Source organism: Glutamicibacter sp. GQ173 (assembly GCF_059759215.1).
The window spans coordinates 151,341-172,412 of the sequence record NZ_JCAXDT010000009.1 but is presented as its reverse complement, the minus strand read 5'-3'; the positions used below and the strand labels follow the sequence as shown (position 1 = coordinate 172,412).

At 58.6% G+C, this 21,072-nt stretch carries 18 protein-coding genes and 1 riboswitch; of the genes, 8 read left to right on the top strand and 10 right to left on the bottom strand.

What is annotated here, in order from left to right:
* Positions 1-128 precede the first annotated feature (128 nt).
* A complete protein-coding gene (locus AC6CHO_RS15025; RefSeq protein WP_444662013.1) occupies positions 129-899 on the top strand; it encodes an SDR family oxidoreductase in 771 nt (256 codons plus the stop codon).
* Positions 889-1,977 carry an L-idonate 5-dehydrogenase gene (locus AC6CHO_RS15020; protein ID WP_498216134.1) on the top strand — a complete coding sequence of 363 codons (1,089 nt, stop codon included), beginning with the start codon at positions 889-891 and terminating at the stop codon, positions 1,975-1,977. The genes AC6CHO_RS15025 and AC6CHO_RS15020 overlap by 11 nt, the downstream gene beginning before the upstream one ends.
* Positions 1,978-2,056: 79 nt before the next feature.
* Here the strand turns inward: AC6CHO_RS15020 and AC6CHO_RS15015 are convergent, their stop codons facing one another.
* Complete coding sequence (locus AC6CHO_RS15015; RefSeq protein ID WP_498216132.1) at positions 2,057-2,608, bottom strand: OsmC family protein; 552 nt, start codon at positions 2,606-2,608, stop codon at positions 2,057-2,059.
* Positions 2,609-2,639: 31 nt separating this feature from the next.
* Positions 2,640-2,759: riboswitch (SAM riboswitch) on the bottom strand.
* 744 nt (positions 2,760-3,503) lie between these two features.
* On the opposite strand from AC6CHO_RS15015, the gene AC6CHO_RS15010 reads away from it, so the two are divergent.
* The gene (locus tag AC6CHO_RS15010) at positions 3,504-6,113 is read left to right on the top strand and encodes a DEAD/DEAH box helicase (protein WP_498216130.1); all 2,610 of its coding nucleotides are present in this window, start codon (positions 3,504-3,506) and stop codon (positions 6,111-6,113) included.
* Between the two features lie 8 nt (positions 6,114-6,121).
* Here the strand turns inward: AC6CHO_RS15010 and AC6CHO_RS15005 are convergent, their stop codons facing one another.
* From AC6CHO_RS15005 to AC6CHO_RS14995, 3 genes are all read right to left on the bottom strand, one after another.
* The gene (locus tag AC6CHO_RS15005) at positions 6,122-6,565 is read right to left on the bottom strand and encodes a MarR family winged helix-turn-helix transcriptional regulator (protein WP_498216128.1); all 444 of its coding nucleotides are present in this window, start codon (positions 6,563-6,565) and stop codon (positions 6,122-6,124) included.
* A 94-nt stretch (positions 6,566-6,659) separates the two neighbouring features.
* Positions 6,660-7,652, bottom strand: coding sequence for a 2-hydroxyacid dehydrogenase (locus AC6CHO_RS15000; RefSeq protein WP_498216126.1), 993 nt, complete (start codon positions 7,650-7,652; stop codon positions 6,660-6,662).
* Entirely contained in the window at positions 7,646-8,968 is a 1,323-nt protein-coding gene (locus AC6CHO_RS14995) for an enolase C-terminal domain-like protein (protein WP_498216125.1), read from the bottom strand. The genes AC6CHO_RS15000 and AC6CHO_RS14995 overlap by 7 nt, the downstream gene beginning before the upstream one ends.
* A 101-nt stretch (positions 8,969-9,069) precedes the next feature.
* On the opposite strand from AC6CHO_RS14995, the gene AC6CHO_RS14990 reads away from it, so the two are divergent.
* On the top strand, positions 9,070-10,002 hold the full coding sequence (locus tag AC6CHO_RS14990) for a LysR family transcriptional regulator (protein WP_498216123.1): 933 nt from the start codon (positions 9,070-9,072) through the stop codon (positions 10,000-10,002).
* A gap of 33 nt (positions 10,003-10,035) precedes the next feature.
* On the opposite strand, the gene AC6CHO_RS14985 is transcribed toward AC6CHO_RS14990, so the two are convergent.
* From AC6CHO_RS14985 to AC6CHO_RS14960, 6 genes are all read right to left on the bottom strand, one after another.
* A complete protein-coding gene (locus AC6CHO_RS14985) occupies positions 10,036-10,965 on the bottom strand; it encodes an AEC family transporter (RefSeq protein ID WP_498216121.1) in 930 nt (309 codons plus the stop codon).
* A gap of 17 nt (positions 10,966-10,982) precedes the next feature.
* Positions 10,983-11,924 carry an AEC family transporter gene (locus AC6CHO_RS14980; RefSeq protein ID WP_498216120.1) on the bottom strand — a complete coding sequence of 314 codons (942 nt, stop codon included), beginning with the start codon at positions 11,922-11,924 and terminating at the stop codon, positions 10,983-10,985.
* A 127-nt stretch (positions 11,925-12,051) separates the two neighbouring features.
* Positions 12,052-13,380 carry an enolase C-terminal domain-like protein gene (locus AC6CHO_RS14975; RefSeq protein ID WP_498216118.1) on the bottom strand — a complete coding sequence of 443 codons (1,329 nt, stop codon included), beginning with the start codon at positions 13,378-13,380 and terminating at the stop codon, positions 12,052-12,054.
* Between the two features lie 3 nt (positions 13,381-13,383).
* The gene (locus AC6CHO_RS14970; RefSeq protein ID WP_498216116.1) at positions 13,384-14,985 is read right to left on the bottom strand and encodes an aldehyde dehydrogenase (NADP(+)); all 1,602 of its coding nucleotides are present in this window, start codon (positions 14,983-14,985) and stop codon (positions 13,384-13,386) included.
* 37 nt (positions 14,986-15,022) lie between these two features.
* Complete coding sequence (gene kdgD, locus AC6CHO_RS14965) at positions 15,023-15,961, bottom strand: 5-dehydro-4-deoxyglucarate dehydratase (RefSeq protein WP_444662032.1); 939 nt, start codon at positions 15,959-15,961, stop codon at positions 15,023-15,025.
* 131 nt (positions 15,962-16,092) lie between these two features.
* Positions 16,093-16,992 (bottom strand): LysR family transcriptional regulator, encoded by a 900-nt coding sequence (locus tag AC6CHO_RS14960; protein ID WP_498216114.1) that lies wholly within the window; start codon positions 16,990-16,992, stop codon positions 16,093-16,095.
* A gap of 150 nt (positions 16,993-17,142) precedes the next feature.
* On the opposite strand from AC6CHO_RS14960, the gene AC6CHO_RS14955 reads away from it, so the two are divergent.
* Genes AC6CHO_RS14955 through AC6CHO_RS14940 form a run of 4 tightly spaced genes read left to right on the top strand, consistent with a single transcriptional unit; the run spans position 17,143 to position 20,714 of the window.
* Positions 17,143-18,144 carry a Bug family tripartite tricarboxylate transporter substrate binding protein gene (locus AC6CHO_RS14955; RefSeq protein WP_498216112.1) on the top strand — a complete coding sequence of 334 codons (1,002 nt, stop codon included), beginning with the start codon at positions 17,143-17,145 and terminating at the stop codon, positions 18,142-18,144.
* A 51-nt stretch (positions 18,145-18,195) separates the two neighbouring features.
* On the top strand, positions 18,196-18,768 hold the full coding sequence (locus AC6CHO_RS14950; protein ID WP_498216110.1) for a tripartite tricarboxylate transporter TctB family protein: 573 nt from the start codon (positions 18,196-18,198) through the stop codon (positions 18,766-18,768).
* A 21-nt stretch (positions 18,769-18,789) separates the two neighbouring features.
* Positions 18,790-20,325: a tripartite tricarboxylate transporter permease gene (locus tag AC6CHO_RS14945; protein ID WP_498216109.1), complete on the top strand. Its 1,536-nt coding sequence runs from the start codon at positions 18,790-18,792 to the stop codon at positions 20,323-20,325.
* Positions 20,322-20,714 carry a universal stress protein gene (locus AC6CHO_RS14940; RefSeq protein ID WP_444662040.1) on the top strand — a complete coding sequence of 131 codons (393 nt, stop codon included), beginning with the start codon at positions 20,322-20,324 and terminating at the stop codon, positions 20,712-20,714. Before AC6CHO_RS14945 ends, AC6CHO_RS14940 begins: the two co-directional genes overlap by 4 nt.
* Positions 20,715-21,072: the final 358 nt, after the last annotated feature.

The following is a 21,072-nucleotide window of genomic DNA, read 5'->3' as shown; positions in this document are numbered from 1 at the left end:
CCCATTGCACCCCATATATCTGATATGTTTTGGAGAAGCGACGGGGCTGAAATTCGGATACCACAGCTGGTTTTCACCGGTGATGAGTTCCCGTCGATGTACCATCGACTTTTCATGCGAGGGAATTCATGAGCCAACTTTTTGACCTGTCCGGACGACTGGCCCTGGTCACCGGGTCCTCCCGCGGCATCGGCCGCGAACTTGCCCGCGCCCTGGCCGATGCCGGCGCCACGATCATCCTGCATGGCCGCGATGAGCAGCGTCTGGCCGAAACCGCCGCTGAATTCGCCACCCGCTACGGCGCCGAAAAAATCCACAGCGTCTGCTTTGACGTCACCGATGACGCCTCCGTACGCGAGAACATCGCAGCCATCGAAAAGAATATTGGCGCCATCCGAATCCTGGTGAACAACGCCGGCATCCAGCACCGAGTTCCCATGCTGGAGCTAGAAGTTGCCGACTGGCAGCGCGTGATCGATACCAACCTGACCAGCGCCTTCCTGGTGGGGCGCGAAGTTGCCCGCGGCATGGTGCAACGCGGCGAAGGCAAGATCATCAACATCTGCTCGGTGCAAACAGACCTGGCCCGCCCGACCATCTCCGCCTACACCGCAGCCAAGGGTGGCCTGCGCAACCTCACCCGCGCCATGACCGCCGAGTGGGCTGGCGCAGGTCTGCAGATCAACGGCATCGCCCCGGGCTACATCCACACCGAGATGACCCAGAACCTGGTGGACGACGAGAAGTTCAACTCGTGGATCCTCGGACGCACGCCGGCCGCCCGCTGGGGCACCGTCGAGGACCTGGCCGGCCCGGCCGTCTGGCTGGCATCCGACGGGTCCAACTATGTGAACGGGCAAACCATTTTCATCGACGGAGGCATGAGCGTTGTCGTCTAGCAGCCTTTCCACCAAGGCCCTGGCCGTGGTCGCCCACGCCGCCGGGGACCTGCGCATCGAGCAGATCGATGTGCCAGCTCCGAAGACCGACCAAGCGCGCATCGCCATCGCCTACGGCGGCATCTGCGGATCGGACCTGCACTACTGGAGCCATGGCGCCGCCGGGGAATCCATCCTCAAGGCGCCCATGGTGCTCGGACACGAGATTGTGGGAACCGTCATCGAAGCCGCCGCCGATGGCAGCGGACCAGCGGCCGGAACCAAGATCGCCGTGCACCCGGCAACCCCCGGGGACACCGGGGAACCATACCCGGCAACCCCCGTGGACACCGGGGAACCATACCCGGCAGATCGCCCGAACCTTTCCCCGGGCTGCACCTACCTCGGCTCGGCCGCCCGCTACCCGCATACCGAAGGCGCTTTTGCCCGTGAAGTGAACCTGCCAACGCGCATGCTGCGCGAACTGCCTGGGGGACTCTCGCTGCGCGACGCCGCACTGGCCGAACCGGCAGCGGTGGCGTGGCATGCAGTCTCGCGTGCCGGAGATGTCTCAGGCAAAAAGGCCCTGGTCATTGGCGCCGGCCCCATCGGCGCGCTCGCGGTGGCAGTGCTCAAGCGTGCCGGTGCCAGCGAGATCATCGCAGTGGATATGCACGAGAAGCCACTGGCCATCGCCCGGGAACTGGGCGCCACCTCCACCCTGCGCGCCGATGACCAGGAGGCCATCGCCAAAGTCAACGCGGATGTGGTGATCGAGGCCAGCGGCAACTACCGCGGCTTAGCATCAGCGGTCCGCGGTGCGGTGCGCGGCGGGCGCGTCGTCATGGTCGGATTGCTGCCCTCCGGCGAACAGCCTGCGCTGATTTCACTGGCTATCACTCGGGAACTGGAACTAGTCGGATCCTTCCGCTTCAACGGCGAAATCGATCAGGTGCTCGAAGCCCTGGCCGACGGCTCCCTGCAGATCGGGGCAGCCGTCACCCATGAGTTCCCGGTAGCCGATGGACTTGAAGCCTTTGAAACCGCCAAGGACTCCTCGACCTCGGGCAAGGTGCTGCTCAACTTCCTGGAACAGTAGTTTTCCCTAGGCGCAAAGTGCACTGTGGCGGCCATTAATATCAATGGCCGCCACAGTGCATTGCTGTATCCAGCTTGGGCTAGCTGGCTTCGATCAGCTGCACCGAGGTGGTGACCGGCACCGGGTTGGCGAAGAGGTCAAGCACCGGGCAGTGTGTATCTACTGCCTGGCGCAATTCCTCGTAGCGTTCGGCGGATTCCGGGCCAGCAATCTGCACCTTCAGATCCACCGAAGAGAATCCGGGTCGGATGGAAGGATCGATGCCGAAGAGCCCGCGGACGTCGAGCTGCCCGTCGGCGGTGATCTGGACATCGTCAACCTGGATTCCCAGGTTCTCAGCGTAGAGCCGATAGACCACTACCTGGCAGGAGACCAAGGCCGCCAACGCGTATTCCACTGGGCTGGCCGCGATGTCGCTGCCACCGAGCGCTGCCGGTTCGTCCACGGTGAAGGTGTGCTTGCCGGCGCGGATATTGCTGGCAACCGAATCAAAGCCTTCGCCCTGGACCGTAAAGGTCAACGCGGCGCTATGCGGTGCGGCGGAAATCCGTTCGCCCCAACCTGCACCTGCTTCTTGAAGGCGCTGTGAACGGTCCTCGGCTACTGAGAGTTTTGCTGTTGCGTGAGACATGGGGGAGTCATCCCCTTTCTGGCGCAGGGGGCGCCATCGTTTACGATCTTGGATTTCAAGATGCGTCGAATCGTCACCTGGGGCACCCCGCACAATGGCTCAAGGGTTGCCGTCCACTCAGCCAGGGCCTTGATGAGTGGAACTCGTGATTCAGTAGTTCCTTTTTATCCGCTAACAGCGGGCTCGGTAAAGTATCCACTTAACGTTTCGTCATGGCTGTCTTGTCCCTATGCATCGATAGGATGGAGGGTAGCAATCCGCTCTAACGCACTACTTTTGGATGGCGATGATGGAATTCCAGCTGAACTTTGGCTCTCTGGACTTATTGGTGTCTGACGATGAACTTCGTGCTGGACGGATGTATCACAAAGCGGGTCTCGTTCAAGACGTTGACCGATACCAAAGGGTTGGCAGTTCAGGCGTCACCGGCCTGGTCGCAGGTCTCGAAGTGGTGGCGAATTTCCACATTGCGGGGGATCGCATTGAATTTGAAGGATTTTGCTCAGGGCATCCTTCCGAAAATAGCTGCGCAGAGGTGGCGGCTTTACTCCTAGAGGTCCTCAGTGACGAGGATGATCCACTGATCGTTTCTGACGTCGAATCGGACCCATACGCGTGGCGTCGCAATGCAGTACCTCAGTGGGAGCGAAACCTTAACCGACTGTTGCCGGTGCCCCAGGACGAAATAGACATTATTGAAGAACCTTTGGGTCTGATCCTGAAGATTCTCAGAACGCCTCGGTATGGTGGCGACGACCTGCTGACTCTTCAAGCGCGCCCAGCTAAGCGGGGAAGCAAGAGTCCTTGGGTGCAGTCCGGTGTGAGCTGGAAATCAGTAGCCTTTGACGAACATTTCCCTAGGGAACAGCGCCGAGCCGTAATTGAACTGAACCGTATGCGAGAGCACGCAGAAAAGCAGAAGTATGGCCATTTCTGGGAAGCCAAGGACTGGATTTCCTTGATGGAAGTGCCCGGCAAGGACTTGATAGCCGCATTTGGAGAGCTTCGGGACGCTGGCGTAGCGATCATCAATGGTGCTACTTCGGGCAAAGCTGAAGTGAACTTCAGCGAGGTACAGGCTCAGGCCTACCTGGATATGCGTCGCGGCGAGAACGGGTTGACGGTAGAAGGCATCCTCAGAGGACCTGAAGAGGAGCACACTCACTTATTGCCTATCGGCAACCCGCCAACTCTTTTGGCGTATTCGTCGAAACCGCTGGAGAAATCCAAGGACTGGGGACTAGCCGAATTTGCCGAGCCCGTTTCGGGCGAGCTGGCGACCTTTATCGCTTCTGGTGTGCAGTTCATTCCGTCAACCGACGTCCAACGATTCGAAGATTCTCACCTGGATCGCATGAGGGCATTGGCACCTCTGAAAAGCGCTGACGTTTCTTACGTCATTCCCGAGCCTCCTCGCCCGGTGTTGCGGCTGCGAGTTTCCAGCACTGCCGAAACGGTGAACCTGCACTATTCGTGGAAGTACGCGCCCAAAGCGACCAAGCAGCGCAGCGTCGAAAAAGAGATCCTGGCTTCAATCAAGGACAAATTGGGTGACGACTCGGCGTTGGGTCAGGTGAACTCCCAGGGGATTTACGAGGATCGTGAATTGACCATCGATGAGTCCATCGACTTCATGGTCTACACCCTGCCGTTACTTGAAGAGCACCCAGATATTCTCATCGAAGCGCAGAATCAGCTGCCTAGATATCGGATCCTTGATACGCCGGCAACAGTCTCTATCGAGGCAGGTGAAAACTCCGGCGACTGGTTTGATCTAACGGTCGAAGTCACCATCGATGACATCAAGGTGCCCTTCGCGTTGTTGCTGGCAGCACTCACTCTGCGATTGGATTACCTGGTCCTTGAAGACATGACGGTCATTCCCATTGCGAGTGAAGACTTCGCGCAACTGCGCCAGCTGATCGCAGAAGCTGGCGAACTAGGCAAAGTCGAAGGCAATACGATTCGAGTCCACAAGCTAAGCATTGACTGGTGGCACGAGCTGCTGGATCTGGGCATCATCGAAGCCCAGCATAGCCAGTGGTTGCAGAACATGAATGAGCTCAGCCGCGGTGAAGAACTTCAAATGGTGGAGCTTCCCGAAAGCTTCAAAGCGAACCTTCGCCCATACCAGGAACAGGGGCTTTCATGGTTGAATTTCCTGCGTACCCACTCGTTGGGCGGGGTACTCGCAGATGACATGGGGCTGGGCAAGACCGTCCAATTGCTGGCTTGTCTCGAACAGGCCCGCCTTGAGAATCCAGATCAGAAGTTCCTCGTCCTGGCTCCGACGTCGGTCGTAGGCAACTGGATCAATGAAGCCCACCGATTCACCCCGAACCTCAAAACGCGGGGCATTACCTCGACAGCCAAGAAAGCCGGCCAAACAGTAGCTGATCAGTTGGGCGATGCCCAGCTGATCGTGACCAGCTATACGATCTTCCGGCTGTCCTATGAGGAATTCGAAGCCGCCGGCTTCTCCGTCATGATCATGGATGAGGCGCAACAGCTAAAGAATCATACTTCCAAGGGGTACAAGCAAGCTCGGCAGCTGCCGGTTCCATGCAAATTCGTGGTCACCGGCACCCCGATGGAAAATAACCTGATGGAACTGTGGGCTCTGGTTTCGATGGCTGCTCCCGGGTTGCTGGGCGGTCAAAACGCCTTCAAAGACAATTACCAAAAGCAGATCGCAGATGGGGACAAAGAACGGCTGGATCGGCTCAAGAGCCGTCTGCGTCCCTTCGTACTTCGACGTACAAAAGAACAAGTTGTGCCAGAACTCCCTGCCAAGACCGAACAGATCCTGGAAGTGGAACTGGAACCAAGCCACCGCAAAGCCTATGACCGCCGTTTCCAGCGCGTGCGCCAGGAAGTCCTCGGTCTAGTGGACGACGTTGATTCGAACAGGTTCAAGATCTTGCAATCTTTGACCCTGCTGCGTCAGCTGGCTTTGGACCCGTCGCTGGTTGGCGAAGGGGATGGCGCTAGCGCGAAACTAGAGTTGCTGCGTGAAATGATGGGCGATGCTGTGGCTGAGGGACACAAGATCCTGGTCTTCAGCCAGTTCACCGGCTTCCTGACAAAGGCGAAGGATATCGCCGTAGAACTAGGCATTGATCACGGCTATCTGGATGGTTCGACCAGTGGTGCCAAGCGCAAGGAACTGATCGAGGGATTCACCGATGGGGACTTCCCGGTCTTCTTCATCTCGCTGAAGTCTGGCGGGTTTGGCATCAACCTCACCGCTGCTGACTACTGCATCTTGTTGGACCCATGGTGGAATCCGGCGGCTGAAGCCCAGGCCATTGACCGCGCACACCGCATTGGCCAAGAGAAGCCGGTCTACGTTTATCGTCTGGTCGCTAAGGACACCATTGAGTCAAAGGTCTTGGCGCTGCAAGCGAAGAAGACCCAGCTGTTCAACGATGTCCTAGGGGACAATGCCCAGGCGGGCCAACCAGCAGCGCTCAGCGCAGATGATTTCCTGGCGCTGATGGAGTAGCTTCCCCGCTATGCGAGTTCGTCGAAGCTGATGTTCAGGCGGTGCAAGAGCACGCCGAAGTTCTGCAGCTCGTCAGGTTCCCATTCGGTGAGTTGGCGGCGAAGCTCCTGGCGTAGGGTGTTGCCGCTGGCCTTCCACTTCTCGTGTGCCAGCGGGGTGGCGGAGACAAGTTGTGCCCGGCCGTCGAAAGGGTCTTGAGTGCGAGTGACGAGCCCCAGCGATTCCAAATGCTGAACCAGCCGAGAGATCGTGGCCTTGTCCAAGCGAAGCTTTTCTGCCAGTGCTCCTTGCTGCTGGGCATCATCGCGGATGACGAGCGCCAGCACCCGATAGCCAGGTGCCTGAAGGTCGGGGTGCACGGCCTTGGCGCGGCGCAGGAGCATATCCCGAGCGTGCAAAAGTATGGCGGTGAATTCTTCTTCAACCATGTGCAGCAGCTTTTCATCTTGCATGGGAACCATTCTATGGAGTGGACAGTCCCATGACAGAATTTCATTCGGCACGAATCGGCATTTGTGAATTCCCGGTGCTAATGGTTCTTTCGGCTCAGCTATCGGCTGCAGGCGCTGCGGATAGGGATCCGGGCAAAGCTGCGAAGGCGAGGATGTTTTCACAGATCTCGTCCACTCTGGATTCAAAAGTGTTCCGGGCATGTCCAGAATAATGCGGGGTAGCGATCACCCGTGGATTGGCAGCGAGCTGCCGTGTCAGCTCGGGTGCTTGAGTGCCGGTGGGCGCATCCCACCATACATCCAAGGCAGCTCCGCCGATGCTCCGCTGCTCCAAGGCGGCGATAAGCGCTTGGGCATCAATGATCGGTCCACGCGATACATTCACCAGGAGCGCATCATTGCGCATTAGTTCGAGTTGCTCCGCGCCAATGAGGCAGCGCGTCTCATCTGTCAGGGGAAGGCAGAGAACTACAACGTCACTGGATTCCAAGAGCTCAGGCAGATGCTCCATGGACTTGACCCACGCCAGGTTCTGATCGGTTTCTGAAGACCTTGACGGATTGCGGCGGACGGCAACAGCTTTCGCACCCAAAGCTGAGACGGCAGCTAATGTCTGTGCGCCAATTCCGCCCAACCCGATGAAACCGACTGTCAGGTCCTTGAACGTGCGGAACATTGGCGCTGACTGGTCGGTGGCCACCGTCTTCCAGGTGCCTTCGCGCAATTCGGCGGTAACTTCAAACAGGCGACGTTCGTGGGCAAGGATGGCCATCAGTGCATACTCGGCGATGGAGCGTTCGTGATGCGAGGTGGTGGCAATGCTGGTGGTTGCCGGGAGCTGCTGCAAAGCAACACGATCTGTTCCCGAGCCGGTGACATGCACCAACCGTGCCTGGCATCGTTGCGCATCTTCGGGCGAGAGCTTGGAGCAGATGAGCACGTCGGCTTCGGCAATGCGGGATGATTGCTCTATTGCCGGCAGATCGGCCACAAAATGCCATTCGAAGCCAGCCGCCACTTCGCGAAAGCGGGATTCGAAGCGGCTCACGATTGGATCGGTGACCACGATCTTGAGTGCGTCTACCATCGCGGGCTCTCCAGCTCGTAGCTGGGGTCGATGGATTGCATGTAACCGGTGTCGTTGCGCTGACGCAGGCCGCAGTCCAGATACTGCTGGTGCATGCGCTCTAATGCCTGGACATCCAACTCGATGCCAAGCCCTGGCGCGGTGGGGACTTTGACTCGGCCTTCGTGAATGCTCAGTACGCCGGGGACAATCACGTCGTCCTCTTCGCGCTTCCAGGGCCAGTGGGTGTCGCACGCGTAGTCGATATTCTCGGTGGCAGCGGCCAAATGGATCATCGCGGCGAAACTGATTCCCAAGTGGGAATTAGAGTGCATGGAAAGCCGCAGCCCGAAGGTTTCTGCCATCCCGGAGAGCAGCTTCGATCGGCTAAGCCCACCCCAGAAATGATGGTCAGACAGCACGATGTCCACGGCTTTGGCTTCTATGGCCGGCGGCAGGTCGTCGAAGGCAACCACACACATATTGGTGGCAAGCGGCAACGCGATTTCGGCACGCACCGCAGCATTATCTGCAATGCTCAAACAAGGGTCCTCAAGATATTCAAGAGAGGATTCCAAGCGATGTCCGACCTCGATAGCTGTCGGCACGCTCCACACTCCATTGGGATCCAGTCGCATCGGAATGTCCGGGAATTCTTTATGTAATGACTCGATGGCGTCAGCTTCCTGATCCGGCGGGAAGACCCCGCCTTTGAGCTTCAGGGCTCGGAAGCCATAGTCGTTGACCATGGTGCGGGCTTGGGAGACTATGCCTGACGGGTCCTCGGCGGCGCCCCAGCGGTCGGGTTCCTGGCCTGGATGATTGGCCCACTTGTAGAAGAGGTATCCGCTGAAATCCACGTGATCTCGCACGGCTCCTCCCAGCAGAGTGCACACGGGCAGACCGAGGATCTTTCCTTGGATATCGAGGCAGGCAACGTTGAATGCGGAGAGCACCCTGTCATCAAGCGATGTCGTGGTGACCATGCCGCCGGTGCCGTGCCCGCCCTGGCCGTCGTCCTGAGCTAGCGACTGGGATACCAACCGGGCGATGAGGTTCAGATTAAATGGATCAGCGCCGATAAGTTCCTCGGCAGCCCGGCGCAGTCGCGCCACGTGCGTTTCATCCCCGTAGGTTTCGCCTAGCCCGTAATGTCCATTTTCGGTGTGAACGACAATGATGGCCCGAAGCGCGAAAGGTTCATGAACGCCCACCGAATTCAGCAATGGCGGATCGGCAAAAGCTACCGGCGTGATAGCGATTTCTTGAATGCGGCAGGACGCCCTGCGGCGGTGCTGCTCTTCGGTGGAGACATGGTGCGTCGTTGCATCCAGCATGGAGGGCTCCCTTGGTTCTCTAGGTCTAGAATCACTTTAGAAGCCCCTATCGATACCTGTCCAAGCTAACTTATGCAATCAACGATTCAAGGAGAGCATTGATGTTTTCGCTTATTCAATTGGAGTCGTTCGTAGCCGTCGCTGAAGAACTCCACTTCGGCGCTGCTGCCGAACGATTGAACATGACTCAGCCGCCGTTGAGCCGGCAGATCCAGTTGCTGGAACGCGAACTCTCAGCCAAGCTCTTCACCCGGACCTCCCGCAACGTGCAACTCACAACCGCCGGAGAAGTCTTGCTGCCCAATGCGCGCAGGCTCTTGGAGCTGAGCCGGCGCACCAGCGTTGAAGTCTCACGAGTCTCGACCGGGGATTCCGGAACGGTGGTTGTCGGGTACACATCGGTGGCGGGCCAGTCGGTGCTACCGGCATTGCTCTCGACCGCGGCACGCCACCTGCCAGAGGTGACGCTGGTATTGCGCGAGGCCGTCTCTATTGACCAACTCGATGCATTGAGCAGCGGAAATATCGATGTTGGCTTATTGCGTCCCGTGGTGAGCCGGGCAGGGGTTCAATCGTGCTTGGTGAAGAAGGACCGCCTGGTGGCAGCTCTTCCTTCAGGACATCACCTGGTTACGGGCAAAGGCGTACTCATCAAGGAGCTGGTGGGCCTGCCTCTGATGATGTATTCAACGAATGAAGCCCGATACTTCTACGATCTGGTGATCAGGCTCTTTGACTCCGTTGGAACCAAACCGACGATCACACAGATTGCCAGCCAGATACCAGCGCTTCTGGCCTTGGTGGCCGCCGGACTGGGCGTGTCCCTGGTACCGGCCAGCGCGATGGACTTTGCTCCGCCGGGAGTGGTGTTCGAGGAACTCACAGGCCCCGACGGACTCCAGGATTTGAACCATTCCGACATTTTTATTGCCTGGGAAGAAGGATCGGTGAATCCTGCGGCGCAGCGTCTGCGGGAGATCTTCATTGACTCGTTGGAGAACGTCGAAGGAACTCCCATTCCTGAGAAGTCCTGATCGGACTCTGCGCGCATCGCGGTCTTCGAGCGGCTAGTGATGCAGCAACCCCGCAAAAGCCAGCATCACCGGAATGCCAAGAATCGTGGTCACCAGAACGGTGTCCTTGGCGATGGCGATGCCGGCGTTGTAGCGGTCGGCATTGACAAAAATATTCTGTGCGGTGGGCAGAGCGGCCATGATGATCGCAATGTATTGCCCCGAGGAATCAAGCCGGAAAACCCAGGCCGCCAGTGCCCATGCCAACAACGGGTGAATCACCAGCTTCAGTGCTACCGCAGTCCATACCTCGGTCCGGCGCTGCGTTGCCTTCTGCAATGGCCTGGAACCAACCAGAGAAATGCCGAAGCCGAGAAGCATCGCCGGAATGGACGCGCCGGCCAGCAACTCGATGGGAGTTAATATCAGCTGCGGTGGCATCCAGTGGAAAATTGAACAGGCCAACCCGGCGGCCGAGGCGATAATCATCGGATTGGACAGGGTCCGGATTAATACGCTGCGCTTGCCCGCTTCCCGAGTGCTTGTCGCTTTTTCCATCATCGACAGCGAGACCGGAGTCATGATGGCCATCTGGAATAGCGCGACCGGGGCCGCAAGGGAAATATCACCTAGCGCATACAGCGCAATGGGAAGCCCCAAGTTGCCGGCATTCACAGTGGAAGCCGCCATCGCGCCAATGGTTCGTTCGGCCGCGGAGCGTTTGAAGAACCAGCGGGAGAGCAACTGGAAAAGCACGAACACGAAAAGGGCTGAGATGCCGGCGATGAACAGCTGGGAGCCTAATGCTTCCTGGGGATTGGCACCGGCGATGGTCGTGAACAGCAGGGCCGGGGAGGCAATGAAGAACGTAAGCCGGTTGAGGATCATTCGCCCTTCAGGGCCGAAGATGTTCTTCTTTGCAGCCCAGTAGCCAATACCGATGATGGCCCAGATACCGAAAAATCCCTCAAAGACACCAAACATGAGACGGGCTTGAACTCCTAGCTCAACAGGAACGTTGCTAGTAATGCTACCGGGATGGACAAGAAGGTACTGGCCAGAATCACTTCGCGAGGCACTGTTGGCTTCAGGGAAAACTGCTGGCTGAACAAGAGAACATTCTGCGCCGTAGGCAGCGCGGCCATCACCACGACGCCCATGAGTTCCACTGATTCGAGGCCGAAAACAAACTTTCCCAAAACCCATGCAACACACGGCATGATCAGAACTTTGAACGCGACACCCAGGAACACCTCTGGCCGGCCCACTTTTTCGGCCAACGGTTTTTGGCCGTATAAGGACATGCCAAAAGCCATCAATAGCAGTGGGATGGATGCGTTGCCCAACATCTCCAGAGGCGCGTGCAGCACTTCAAGGAGCTTGAGGTGGAAGAAGGAAAAGCAGGCGCCTATGGCCGTTGCCACCGTGACCGGGTTGGCAATGGATTTAAGGATAGTTGGGCCTAGCGGAAGATCTTGGGTCTCCGGGTTGAGCTTTCGCGAGATCAGCGCGAACATGCACAGGTACGCCGGTGCGATCACCAGCAACTGCGCGATCAAAACAGAGACGGCGGGAGTGGTGCTTCCCACTGCATACAGCGCCAAGGGGATGCCGATGTTCCCGGCATTGACGTAGCTTGTCGCCATGGCGGCCGCTGGCAGGTCACGGGCCGGCGTCTTGAGGAAGCCCCTGGAAACCACAGCAAATAGCGCTCCAGTGAACGCGGCAGTCAGCAGTGCGATAGGCGTGAAAACACCCAGGACCAATCCCAGATCCGCATCGGCCAACAAGATGAACATCAAGGCCGGATTGGTGATGTAGAAGATCAGCGGAGTCAGGCCGGTAGAGATTGACTGGCGTTTGCCCGGGAGAAATTTTGCCGTCGCCAGACCTACCCCGATAAGAATCAGGACTATCGCGAAACCTTGCATCACGCCTTGCATTTATTCTCCCGCTTGCACTTGCGCCGCGTCCCAAGGATTCCTTGCAGGCAGCACAGCAGGGACGGCCGGAACAACAATGAATGCTGTCCCAGCCGTCCCATGGCTTTCACTTATTCAGTATCAACGCTTAGCGAACCAACGCCGGGCTCTTGGAATCAAAAGTCCAGCCTGGGATGAGGTACTGCATTGATACCGAGTCGTCCCGCGAACCGAGGCCGTGCTCCAAGTACAGCTCGTGTGCTTCGTTGACCCGCTCGCGGTTCAGCTCAACACCCAGACCTGGGCGCTGTGGCACCTCGATCTGCCCATCTCGGATTTGCAGCGGTTCCTCGGTGAGCCCCTGGCCGTCCTGCCAAATCCAGTGGGTATCCAAGGCGGTGATTTCGCCCGGTGCCGCGGCGCCAACCTGGGTGAACATGGCCAGCGAGATATCGAAGTGGTTATTCGAATGCGAACCCCACGTCAGCCCGAACTCATTGCATAGCTGTGCTACTCGCACCGAACCGGACATGGTCCAGAAATGCGGGTCTGCCAATGGAATATCTACCGCGTTGGTGCGGACCGCGTGGGACATTTCGCGCCAATCGGTGGCGATCATGTTCGTTGCGGTCTGCAGTCCGGTGGCGCGACGGAATTCGCTCATCACTTCACGTCCTGAGAAGCGGCCTTCTGGACCGCAAGGGTCCTCGGCGTAAGCCACCACTCCACGCATGCGCTTGCCCAAGCGAATGGCGTCTTCCAACAGCCAACCGCCATTAGGGTCCAGTGTGATGCGTGCATCGGGGAAGCGTTCCTTGAGCGCGATCACCGCATCTACTTCAGCATCGCCCTGCTGCACACCGCCCTTGAGCTTGAAGTCCTTGAACCCGTACCGCTTCTGCGCCGCTTCAGCCAATCGCACTACGGCTTCTGGAGTCATGGCTTCTTCACGACGGATCTTTTCCCAATCGTCTGCGCCATGTGGCTCACGAAGGTAGGGGAGATCGGTAGCATCCGGGTTGCCCACGTAGAAGAGGTATCCAAGCATCGGCACCGCATCGCGCTGTTGGCCATCTCCCAACAGTTCCGCAACCGGCACACCCAAGTGCTGGCCGTGCAGATCCAGCAGCGCCGACTCCACCGCCGTGACGGCGTGAACGGTGGTGCGCAAATCGAATGTTTGCGCTCCTCGTCCGCCCTTGTCGCGGTCCGCGAAACGGCTGGAGATCTGTCGAAGCAATGAACGGTATTTTGCTACCGGTGCACCATTGATAAGCGTTCCGGCTTCTTCAATAGTTGAGCGGATTGCTTCACCGCCAGGCACTTCGCCCAAACCGGTGCGTCCCTCGGAGTCGGTGATGATCAAGATATTTCTTGTGAAGAAAGGACCGTGGGCTCCCGAGAGATTCAACAGCATGGAATCGTGTCCGGCGACGGGGATGACTTCTACGGACGCAATAGTTGGTTGTGCGCTCATGCGTTATTCTCCTGCAAGCTTCAGCGTGCCATCCACGCGACGATTCAAATTCCACGGGTTGTCGGTAGCCAGCGGCGCAGGCAACAGACCTTCCGGGAAGTTCTGGTAAGCCACGGGGCGCAGGAAGCGCTCAATGGCCAAGGTGCCAACCGAAGTCGTGTGAGGCGCCGAGGTGGCTGGGAATGGACCGCCGTGCACCATTGCGTCACCCACTTCAACACCGGTAGGCCAGCCATTGACCAGAATGCGTCCAGCCTTGGTTTCCAGAACCGGCAGCACCTGGGCCGCGAGCTGATGATCCGAGTCGTTGAGCTGCAAGGTGGCGGTGAGCTGCCCTTCCAGCTTGGACAAGGTGCTGACCAGTTCTTCAGAACTGTTGTAGCGGATCACGAGAGAAGCAGCGCCGAAGATCTCTTCTTGCAGGACAGGATTGGTCAGCAGCTGCTCAACACCGGAGGCGAAGATTGCCGGCGCTGGAGCATTTTCGCTGGCACCTTCGGTACCGCGTCCGAGCAGTTCAACGCCGTCCTGCTTTTCCAGTGCCGAGACTCCTTCGGTCCATGCGTTGTAGATGCCTTCGGTCAGCATGGTCTGGCCAGCGCTGGACGCAGTGGCCGGGGCAATGGCCTTTACAAATGCATCACCGGCGGCACCGGCAGGAACGAAGACCAGGCCGGGTGCGGTGCACAGCTGTCCCGAGGAACCGGTGACCGAGCCGAGGTAGGCCTTGGCATGTGCTTCAGGATCCTCGGAGAGCGCGCCCTCGAAGAAGATCACCGGGTTGATGGCGCTCATTTCGGCGTAGACCGGAATCGGTTCTGGACGGGCAGCGGCGGTAGCCATGAGCGCAGTGCCACCGGAACGCGAACCGGTGAATCCAACAGCCTTGATCACCGGGTCAGCGACCAATGCCTGGCCGATCGAAGCACCGGGTCCGTAGACCAGGGAGAACACGCCTGGGTGCAGTCCGGCGTCGGCGACAGCTTGCGTGATGGCTTGGCCAACGATTTCGCTGGTGCCTGGATGCGCATTGTGGGCTTTGAAGACCACCGGGCAGCCGGCAGCCAATGCCGACGCGGTATCGCCACCGGCGGTGGAGAAGGCCAGCGGGAAGTTGGAGGCGCCGAAAACGGCGACCGGTCCCAGAGGAATCTTGCGCTGTCGGATATCCACGCGTGGCAATGGGGTGCGTTCAGGCAGTGCCGGGTCGATGCGCACGCCACGGAAGTCGCCCTGGCGAACTACCTTTGCGAACAAGCGCAGTTGACCCGTGGTGCGTCCGCGCTCGCCGGTCAACCGGGCTGCTGGCAGGCCGGTTTCGGCCATGGCGCGCTCTACCAGTTCCTCGCCGACGGCCTCGATGTTATCGGCGATGGCTTCGAGGAAAGCCGCATGCTTTTCTGGATCCAGCGCGCGGAAAGAATCGAATGCTTCAGCCGCTGCCGAGGTGGCGATCTTCAGCTGTTCGGTATCGATCAGGCTGTAGCCCGGTTCCAGCGGCTGGTTGGTGGCAGGGTTGAAACCGTTGACGGTTCGTCCGGTGCCAGTAATTCTTTCACCAGCGAGAATCGACTGCCCGGTAAGTTGCTCGGTGTTGGTAGTCATGGTGCTCCTTGCGATTCGAAAAATTGCCAGTTCAGTTCTAGAGTGCTGCGGCCGCAGGAACGATGCCTGCCTTCTGGATCAGTGCCGAGAGATCCGCGAGGTCTGCCTCGGTCAGATCCTGCAGTGGTGGGCGCACCGAGCCGGAGTCGCGGCCGATAGCCTTCAATCCGCCTTTGACGATGGATACGCCGTAGCCCTTTACGCGGTCGCGGATTTCCAGGTATGGCAAGACGAAGCGGTTCAGCTTCTCGTTGATGGCTACGCGGTCCTGAGCACGAACATCCTTATAGAAGTCCAGAGCAAATTCTGGGACGAAGTTGTACATGGCAGAGGAGTAGGTGCTCATGCCCAGCTGCAGCAGCGGCAAAGCGAAGGTCTCTGCGGTGGGCAGGCCGCCGAGGTAGAACAGGCGGTCGCCATTCTTGGCGTAGACCTTGGTGATCTGCTCGATGTCGCCTAGCGCGTCCTTGAAGCCGATGAAGTTTTCGTGATTGTCAGCAAGGCGTGCCACGGTGTCTGCCGAGTAGACGGCGTTGGCGCGGTTGTAGACGATGACGCCGGTCTTGGTCGAAGAGCAGATAGCCGAGACGTGCTGGTAGAGGCCTTCCTGGTCGCATTCGGTCAGGTATGGAGGCAACAGCAAGAGTCCTTCGGCGCCTGCAGCCTCAGCATCTTGGGCATTCTGGATGGCCTGCTTGGTGGAGCCGCCAGCCGAGGCCAGCACTGGCACGCTGGAGCCTGCTTCCTCAACTGCCATGCGCACAACCTTGGACGCTTCCTGCGGAGTAAGGGTGAAACCTTCTCCGGTGCCGCCGGCGGCAAACAGGCCCGCGACATCGAAGCTCGACTGCCATGCCAGGTGCTTGCGGTAGGCTGCCTCATCGATTTCGAGATTGGCGTCGAAAGCTGTGACTGGGAACGAAAGCAGCCCGTCCTTGAGCTTATTGGCAAGTTCGGCAGGGGTGTACTGGGCCATGAGAGGATTCCTTTGTTTCGTATCCCGCGTCCGGAGACAGCGGAAAAGAAGTGAGAGTTGATCAGCTATTACTCTCAGAGTAGGAACACCCGATGATGCCTGTCCAAGCCCATATTTGTATTGTTTGATACCTAGTCGGCATCATTGCCGTGAAGACTGCCTCTGACGATATTGACCAGGCGTTCCAGCGCAGGGTTTTTGGACGTCCGGCTCCAGATCGCATGCAGCTGCACGGGATCTTCGCGGACCTCAGGCAGGCGAAGGTAGCTCACGCCGGGAACACCAAGGAGCTTGGCGCTCTCTGGAACGAAAGCAATGCCTCGCCCGGCTGACACCAGAGCGATCATGGTCAGGATCTGGCTCACGGTATGGCGTACGTTCTTGTGCTCGACATCGATCAAGCGCACCACGAGATCATAAAAATAGCGTGCTTTTGTCGGGGAATGCATGATCAGCGGTTCATCGCGCAAGTCCTCAAAAGCGATTTCATGCTTGGACTGTGCCAGTGGATGATTGGCCGGAACCGCCGCCACAAGCCCCTCGGAAAACAGGAGCGCCGATTCGAAGAGCGATTCATCAAACGGCGGGCGGGCCAGCCCTAAATCCAGGTCGCCATCCAGCAGCGCATCGACCTGTTCGCTGGTCACCATTTCGGCGAGTTCCACATGAACCTGTGGCATCTGGGCGGAAATTTCTCCTAGCAACGGTCCCAGCAGGCTGAATCCGGAAGCGGCGGTGAAGCCGATGCGCAATTCTCCCAGCTGTCCGGCGGCGATCCGCCGCGCGTTATCCGGAGCGCGTTCGGCGGCAATGACCAGGCGCCGGGCATCTTGCAAGAATGCCTGGCCTGCAGCGGTGAGCGAGACTCGGCGGTTATCGCGTTCCAATAATTCGACGCCCACCGTACGCTCAAGCTTCTGGATTTGGCGGCTCAACGGCGGCTGCGTCATGTTCAGCCGTTCGGCCGCGCGACCGAAATGCAATTCTTCTGCCACCGCAACAAAGCTTCTGGCCTGATCCAGAGTAAACATTCAATACCTTCCGGGAATCACTCTATGCACATTCAGCCTTGGACATGCATCACTTCTAGTTTCTAGGCTATATCCGGGACCAGCAAGGTGACTTACCTCACGCAAGGTAAGGATCCGGGTCACATACACTCGAATCCGCAGGAGAACATCATGAAAAACCGTATGACTCGTCGCACGATGCTCGCGCTGACCGCCACCGGTGCCGTCCTGGCATTGACCGCTTGCGGTGGAAACGTTGGAGCAGGAAGCAATGAATCCAGCAGCTTCCCTTTCGGCCCGGTGACCATGACCGTGGGCCAGGCTCCAGGCGGATCAACGGATCTGATTGCCCGCGCTGCGGCCGAAGGCATGGCAGATTCTCTCGGCGTATCCATGCCAGTGGTAAATAAGGCAGGTGCCAATGGGGCGTTGGCCACCAAGGAAGTCGCTGCCATGGAACCGGACGGCCAGAACCTGGTTCTGCTGAACGCGTCGCTGATCACCATTACGCCGCTAGCTGTTTCTGAAGAAGAAACCGTCTCGCTCGATGACCTGGATGTGCTGATGGGGCTGTCCCAGGATGACTACGTAATGGTTGCCAGCACCGCCTCAGGTGTTAAGAGCATTGACGACATCAAGAAGAGCAAGAAGAAGCTGTCCTTCGGCACGACCGGCGTGGGGACCGGTTCGCAGCTGGCCCAGGAACTTCTGATGGCTCAGGCCGACATTGACGGAACCACGGTTCCCTTCGATTCCGGCTCACCGGCATTGACCGCGGTCATGGGGGACCAGGTCCAAGTGTCGACCATCCAGTTGGGCGAAGCGAAGCCGCAGATTGATGCCGGCAAGGTGACCCCGATTGTCGTATTCTCCAAGGAGCGCAACGAGTTCCTGCCTGATGTGCCTACTGCCATCGAAGCCGGTTATGAAGTCCCAGTTTCCCAGTACCGCGCCATCGCCGCTCCCAAGGGCTTGAGTGACGAGGCCAAGGAGAAGCTGGTGGCATCGATCAAGGACGCCACCGCGGCCGACAGCTACAAGTCGTTCAACGAAAAGAACATGCTGACCGCTCACGAGATCAGCGGCGAAGAAGTGGTTTCCGAATGGAAGGAACTGGCTTCGACCTACAAGGAGCTCACCGACGAGCACGGGATCTCGCTCGCTGGCAAGTAGCCAACCGAGCCGGCATCGAGACGCGAAAGCGAGAATCTCAGGATGAAACTTATGGACGAGAAACGCGCGCGGCATGCTGCTGAAGCCAGCGTTGACGAAACCCAGGTGGCGCAGGCACCTGACATTGAAGAAGCGCTAACCCCTGAAGAGCTGGCCGCGCAGTGGGAAGCGGAGGCAGCGGAACCCGCTGGCCCGATTGCCAACTTGCTCTCCTCCTTAGTGGTTCTGGGCTTGGGCATCGCCGGCATGGTGCTCTCGGCCGGGCTTGGATTGGGGACCCCGTCCGAGCCCGCCGCGGGCATGTGGCCTTTTATCATTTCGCTTATTGCTTCCGTGATGGCGATCGCGCAAGTGATCGTCGGACGCCGTGGCGGCAAAGATGGGGAGAAATTCAGCGCCCTGAGCTGGTATGCCGCGATCGGGTTCGGCACGCTGATCGTGATGGTGTTCCTCATGCCGGTCATCGGCTTCGAAATCCCGTCGTTATTGCTGTGCTTCGTGTGGATGCGTTGGCTGGGCGGTGAACGATGGAGGTCAGCCACTATCTATTCGATCTTGATCGTTCTCGCTTTCTACGCAATTTTCATCGCCGCCTTGGGCACCACGATCCCTCGACTTTTCTAAAGCACGTAAAGGCTTATTCGCATGGAATTCTTCGGACCGGTCCTCGACGGCTTCAATGTCGTTTTGGACCCTGCAAACCTTCTGTACTGCCTGCTGGGCGTCGTGGTCGGCATGCTCATCGGCGTGCTGCCTGGCCTGGGGCCAGCGGCAACCATAGCCATCTTGCTACCGATGACCTATGGCGTGGAACCAGTCACCGCCATCATCATGCTGGCCGGCATTTTCTATGGCGCGCAATACGGCGGAACCATCACTTCGGTGCTGCTGCGGCTGCCCGGCGAGGCAAGCTCGGTGGTCACCGTCTTCGACGGGTACGTGATGGCCAAGCAGGGAAGGGCGGGCGCCGCTTTGGGCATTGCCGCCATCGGTTCCTTCTTCGGCGCCACCATCTCGATCATCGGGTTGACCTTCCTGGCTCCGCTGGTGGCCAGCTTCGCGCTGGACTTCGGTCCGCCGGAGTACACGGCCTTGGCAATGCTGGGCATCCTGCTGGTCGCGACCATCTCGGGCGGCACCAAAATCAAGGCCATCATCGCAGCAGCCGTTGGATTGTTCCTGGCGACGATTGGCCGCGACGGCTTTACCGGCGCCGAACGCTTCACCTTCGGCAACCTGTCGCTGGCTGATGGGATCGACTTCGTGCCGATCGCAATGGGCTTGTTTGGCGTCGGCGAAATCCTTTACAACCTCGAGGAACGCCATCGAGCGGCCAATGCTCCGGTGAAGGTTTCTAACATCTGGCCCAAGCGCAAGGACATCAAAGAAGCATCCGGCGCGATAGGCCGTGGGTCCGTGCTCGGATTCTTCCTGGGCATTCTTCCCGGTGGCGGCGCAACCATTGCCTCATTGGCTTCCTATGCCATGGAGAAGAAGACCGCCAAGGACCCCACGCGTTTCGGCAAAGGCGCCATCGAGGGCGTGGCCGGCCCAGAGTCCGCCAACAATGCTGCTGCCACCAGCTCGTTCATTCCGTTGCTCACCTTGGGGATTCCCGCCAACGCCACCATGGCCATCATCTTCGGAGCCCTGCTGATTCAGGGCATTACGCCAGGTCCACAGCTGATCAGCAACGATCCGCAGCTGTTCTGGGGCGTGGTGAACTCGATGTACATCGGCAATATTCTCCTGCTGATCATGTCCATTCCGCTGATCGGCGTCTTTGTGAGGATTCTGCGTGTGCGTGCCGCGATCCTGGCGCCGATTACCGCGCTCATCACGATGCTCGGTGCCTACACCATCCGCAACTCGATGTTCGATGTGCTGCTCGTGGTGCTCTTTGGAGCTATCGGCTATCTGATGAAAAAGTTCGGGTTCGAACCAGGCCCGCTGGTACTGGCCTTCGTCTTGGGAAGCTTGCTTGAATCCAACCTGCGTCGTTCGCTGCTGGTTCTTGAAGGAGATCCGACAGGATTCTTCACTCGGCCGATCTCGGCCACCCTGCTGGTTCTGTTCATTGTCGTCGCCGTGTGGCCAATCATCAAGAGCGCCATTGACAAGCGGAAGAACTCTTCGCTGGCAGCTGCGGTTGCCGAAAACAAGGTAAAGGAAAACGCATGAGCATCATCGTCGGATACGTTCCTTCTAGTGTTGGCGAAGCCGCAGTCGCAGCAGCGATCAAGGAAGCAAAGCTGCGCGATGAGACACTGCTCATCGTCAACTCCTCGCGAGAGGGATCATTAGTGGACAAGAACACTGCCTCGGAAGTGGACCTGGCGCGAGTGCTGGATGCTGCGCTCAAGGCAGGGGTTCAAGCCCAAATCATTGAATCAACTTATCGAGACGACCTCACCGAGGAGTTCCTTGGCTTGGCCGACAAGCACCAGGTTTCGCTGATTGTCATCGGCCTGCGCCAACGCTCCCAAGTAGGCAAGTTCATCATGGGTTCACAGGCCCAACGGATCCTGCTGCAGGCAGAACACCCGGTGCTGGCGGTCAAGGCTTCCTAAGGGCACCTCAGCGGCTCGAAGACACCACTAGCAGGCCATGTTCCGCTCCTTTCAGGAGCGAGGCATGGCCTGCTTTTCCATGTCAAAACCACGATTGATACGTACGAAAAAACGGCTTGTCAGGCAGTGATGCTGGTCACAATAATCCGACTCGCCAGCTCGAATTGATTGCCGCCTAAGCTGAACACCGTAGGGCATGAATAGCGGATTTTCGGGGATGCCGGGCTGATTGATGGTGTCGAGGCAGGAGACTGATGCCAGCTGGGTATCAATGTATGCGGTTCGAGTCTTGGACGGGATGAATTGAACTCACTAACGTGATTGCTGGCACAAAGAGCTATGCGCCAGTTCACCTTTC